Source organism: Intestinirhabdus alba (assembly GCF_009711095.1).
Classification (GTDB): Bacteria; Pseudomonadota; Gammaproteobacteria; order Enterobacterales; family Enterobacteriaceae; genus Intestinirhabdus; species Intestinirhabdus alba.
The window spans coordinates 1-4679 of sequence record NZ_WMJZ01000077.1; the positions used below are offsets into that span (position 1 = coordinate 1).

1 protein-coding gene is annotated in these 4679 nt (G+C 54.9%); it reads right to left on the minus strand.

Translation table 11 applies throughout. From position 1 onward, the window contains the following. Positions 1 to 303 precede the first annotated feature (303 nt). Positions 304 to 4257, minus strand: a complete 3954-nt coding sequence (locus tag GJV78_RS22305; protein WP_155110252.1) for a S6 family peptidase — start codon at positions 4255 to 4257, stop codon at positions 304 to 306. Positions 4258 to 4679 lie beyond the last annotated feature (422 nt).

The following is a 4679-nucleotide window of genomic DNA, read 5'->3' on the forward strand; positions in this document are numbered from 1 at the left end:
TGAACGGTAAAGCGCGGGGCGGGTGGCAACACCCGCCCCGTCAGGTTGATGGCAAAGAGGGAAAAAACGTGGTTTTTCCCTCTTTGTGGTCAGCAGCCGAAAATCAATGAATTGATTTTCCCTGTTTATTTTTGTGGTGATTATGGCCGAACGAGTTCGGCCTGGGGTTTGTCATCAGTCTCAAACCCGGCCATCGGCCGGGCTTGCTGTTGCTTATCAACGCGCGCCCGNAGGCTTTCCGGGCGCAGGACCACGGGGCGCTAACCTTTCTTCAGGCATCGCTCTGCCGTAATGCCCCTCCCCTCAGAAACGACAGGCAATACCGACCATGCCGCTATAGTCCGTTTTAAAATAACCGCCAAAGCTGGTTTTTATCTTTACATTCATCGACAGGTTCTGGCCCAGCTTACCCTCAATACCGGTATGAAAGCGGTAGCGGTTATCAGACCAGGCGGCATATTCCCGCCGGGAGTGGCTGTCTGACAGCACCAGCCCGGAGCCGGCCTTGCCCGGGGCATACTGATATTCCAGACCCGCGCTCGCCGTAACATCGGGTTTACTGCCCCATAAGATCCGCTTTTTCAGCTCGATGCCGCCGGTCATGGCCCAGGGCGTCGCGGAGCTGAGAGCAATCTGAGAGGCTTCCCCGTTGACCCCATAGCCAGAGAGATAACCGCCGCTGAAGCCGACATAAGGCGTAACGGAGAAGGTGCCGCCATCGGCCTTCACTTCATAACCGCTTTTCACGCTGGCGGCCACGATGTCCGAATGGGGTTCGGCCCCCCTGATGCCCAGCTGCGGATCGAAGTTGATCGTCTGCGCAAGGTACATATAGCTGCCGGCGGCGTCTATAAACCAGCCCGCAGGGGATGACCAGGAATAGTTGATGCCGACGCCGGATAAGCGGTGCGTCGCCCGGCCGTTCCCTTTGGTTTTTCCCTGAGTATGGCTGGCGTAGAGGCCAAACATCTGCTGGCCAACAACGGTGTCCCAGCCGATACTCAGGGTTTGCTGGGTAACATTAAGCCCCTCCCAGCTGCCCCGGCCCTGCTCCAGGGAGGCCCATTCACCGTGCTTATCCGGCGAGCTGCGCAACAGCGATGCACGCCCGTTCATCGCCCCGAGCGCTTCGCTGAAAATATACTGGCGGGAGGCCATCAGAGCGCGAGTCCTGCGGATGAGCGGCTTATTATCGCTGATGGTAAACCAGGTATCCGGATTAAAGCCTCCCTCTTCAGCCGCCCCCGGAGAGGCGTCTGGGTTTCCTCCCGTTGCTGGCGCACTATCTCCATCTTTTGAAGACGAGTCGGCAACCGGCGCGGAGCTATCGTTGTCATCAGCGGGAGTGGGCGCTGGCGTGGTGCTGCCGCTGCTGTCTGCGGGATCGGCAACCGGCGCGGAGCTATCGTTGTCATCGGCGGGAGCGGGCGCTGGCGTGGTGCTGCCGCTGCTATCGTCGGGATCGGCAACCGGTGCGGAGTTATCGTTGTCATCGGCGGGCGCGGGCGTGGTGTTACTATTCGACGAATCAGCGTCGTCAGCAGAGGCTGCTGCATTACGCTGAAGCACCCATAACACCCGGTCGTTGCTGTCTATTACCGCATAGTCAGGCCTGTAGAGAGTGAATCCGCGGGCAATATTCGGCATAGTGAAATAGTCATGCGCAGTACCAACGGGCGCATCAATCATCACCACATCCTGCTGCAGGGAAACAGGCTTAGCGGTGTTAAGCATCAGCGAAACGTCCAGAATATTGCTGCCGCCCGTTGCCGAATCCTTAACGATCAGCTTATCGCTTTCCGCCGTTTCGGGTTTTACCCCCAGACTGAGCCTCATTCCCGTGGCGTTCAGCGTATCCACCTCCAGCTGTTTGGCTGACCAGGTGCCCGACGGGAGCATGGACAGGTGAGCGCCGCGCAGTGCGTTCAGGGTGGTAGTATTACTCTTTCCCGTCAGGGTCCAGCGGGCCGAAGAATCCATAGTTATCAGGGAATTATCCGCTGATGTGACGTTGCCCTGAAACATAACCCGGCCCAGATACAGAGTGGCATCCCTGGCCAGCGAAACATCGCCGGTTACCGCGCTGTAAGCCAGCGCTGACTGCGCTTTCTCGCTGTGCACCGGTTGGCTACAGTTAACGGTATCGCTGTAGAACGCAGCATAACAGCGCCAGATGCGCTCTTTTTCTGCGGCGCTGTTGTTGTAGCCAAACATAACACGGGAAGATTCGCCGGCGACCACATCGGCGGTGACCTCGGCGAATTCACCGACCTGGAAAGTGGCGTCATGGCCCACTGCGATCTGTTTCGCTTTGAAATAGGATGTCCACCACTCATCCATCGTCACCATCCCGCCAGCATGGGCAACGGGCTGACCGGAGAGGAGCACCAGTCCCTGATGTACATTCAGAGCGCCGTTCAGGTTCATGCCGCCGGTCAGGGCCATTTTGGCTCCGCTGCCAGCGATATCAATATCAACGTTCAGCTCGCCGTTGTTCTTGTTGCCGTCGATTTCACCGATAAAGCCGCGGAATACCTGCTGGTTAATTTTTGACAGAGCCAGATCGACCGCGACAGCGCGATCGGTGCCCAGATATCTCCAGATATGGGTGCTGGTTTGATTGGTGGGGTAACCCCCATACTTGCTGGTCAATAATTCAAAATATTCGGTTTTCTTTGAATAGGGATTGCCATATCTATAGATGCTTCCGACGGTGCCGCGACCGGAAGATGACCAGGTGTTGAACGTGACATCCTTATCACCATACGCCGTCAACGTCAGATTCGCGCCCGCCTTGCTGTTATTATTAACGAGGATCGCGCCGTTATCGGTATGCTTTATTTTTTTGAAAGAGATATCGTTACCATTCAGATCCAACGTGCCGCCGCGATAGCCAAAATAGAGCTTATCGGTGCCGACCTGCGCCGCATCAGCCAGCACGACCGTCGGGCGTCCGCTGACCAGCGTCACGGAGGAAAAAGCCTGCTTCTGTCCGGAGGCATCGGCCTGCTGATCGAGGATGATTTTACCCGCCCCGACGTTCAGACTGCCTTCATTGATTCCGGTCGCGTTGATATGCAGAGTACCGTCGCCGATTTTATGGAGCGCATCCCCGCTCAGTCCATTAACCTGCCACAGCACTTTTTTATTTGCATCGACTTCCACACCGCCGCCAGCCCAGGTGGCATTAGCGCCAGCCGCTGAGGTGAGCGTATAGTTGTCAGAAAAACGTAGTTTTCCTGCCCCCAGATTGACCGCGTCGGTTAGCACGATCTCGCCACCGTCGCCGTTGAAACGTAAGTCTTTGGTGGCATCGAGTTCATCGTTGGTCGCGTTTGACGGCGCAGCGCGCTTATATTCTTCAGCCAGCCCCGCCCAGTGCCAGACGTTATTGCCCTGGGTAATGGCGGTATCGCTCCAGTAAATGGTGCCATCTCCGCTGCTGTCGGTGACATCAGGAGAGGTGTTGGCCGCCTGGACGGACGCAATAAAATCGCCAGGAATATAACCCGCAGCGGCACGTTTACGGTAGATGCCGGCATCCTGATCGTAACCTACGTGAATCGCAACCAGCTTCCATTGCTGGTCGAGGTCATCCCAGGCAAATACCGGGCTACCGCTGTCGCCTCCTTCCGCGCCAATGGAGAGTAACGTGGTATCGCTATCGGCCGGGCCGAGATTGTAGTAACGCAAATAACTTTTTGAGGAAATATTGTCCACGTTTGCCTTGCTGATCGTTCCGCCCGTTTTCCATTGATAGGCACCGGCAAGCGTTATACGTTCGGTCTCCTCTTCATTAACCTGAGTTTGTTTACCCGCACCCACGCGGGTATACCACATGTAGCGGGTTTTATAATTGGCCAGAAAATCTGAGTTCGACACATAGCTAACCGGAGCCGCATCCGTCACCACCTTATTCAGCCGGGGAACGTGAAAATCCTGGGTACTATGGTTATTACGGTTTATCAAGGTATAGGTTGCGGCATACTGCGCGCCATTACCAAATGTCACCGTCTTATAACCTTTATTATGCTTCACGCTCGTAATCAGGGAGGGCGATATTAGCGTGGCATACCCCTTCGTCGATACCGCGCCAAAGTCGGGCATCGTAAAATCCAGATAACCTGAAAGGGAACCCTCATTCTTATAAACCGGTATCATGTTTGCTCCCGTGCGGTATCGCCCCAGGTTCTCGGCAAAGTCGCGATATTCCTGCACCGAAATATCGGGGAGCAGTATTCCAGCGGTGGAAGTCATACATATAAAAGAAGAACAGCAGCAGGCCACACGTCTTACATTCAACACATCTATCCTTTATTTATCATTAATTTTTATTGTGAATAATAGTCTTTATCTGAAGCGTAAGTTGCCGGATAGAACAGGAAGCAGAGGAGGATAACTGGATTGATAAATACTAATTTACGCCTCCCTGAACCTGGATAAATCTCCGCACAATGAAATAATTACGCCACATAATTATTTTGCGGCATCAGACTAATCTAATCCATATAGCTTTTCAAGGGGGGGTTATTATCAGAGCATGATGAAAACAGGTGCTGAATATATCGCGGCAGAGCAAAGCCTGATGAAAAACAATGGCTCCGGCGCGCTGCCCGTGGTCCTGCGCCCGGACAGCCCGTCTTTATCCGCCGGGGCGCGCCCACAGAATAACGGGGCGG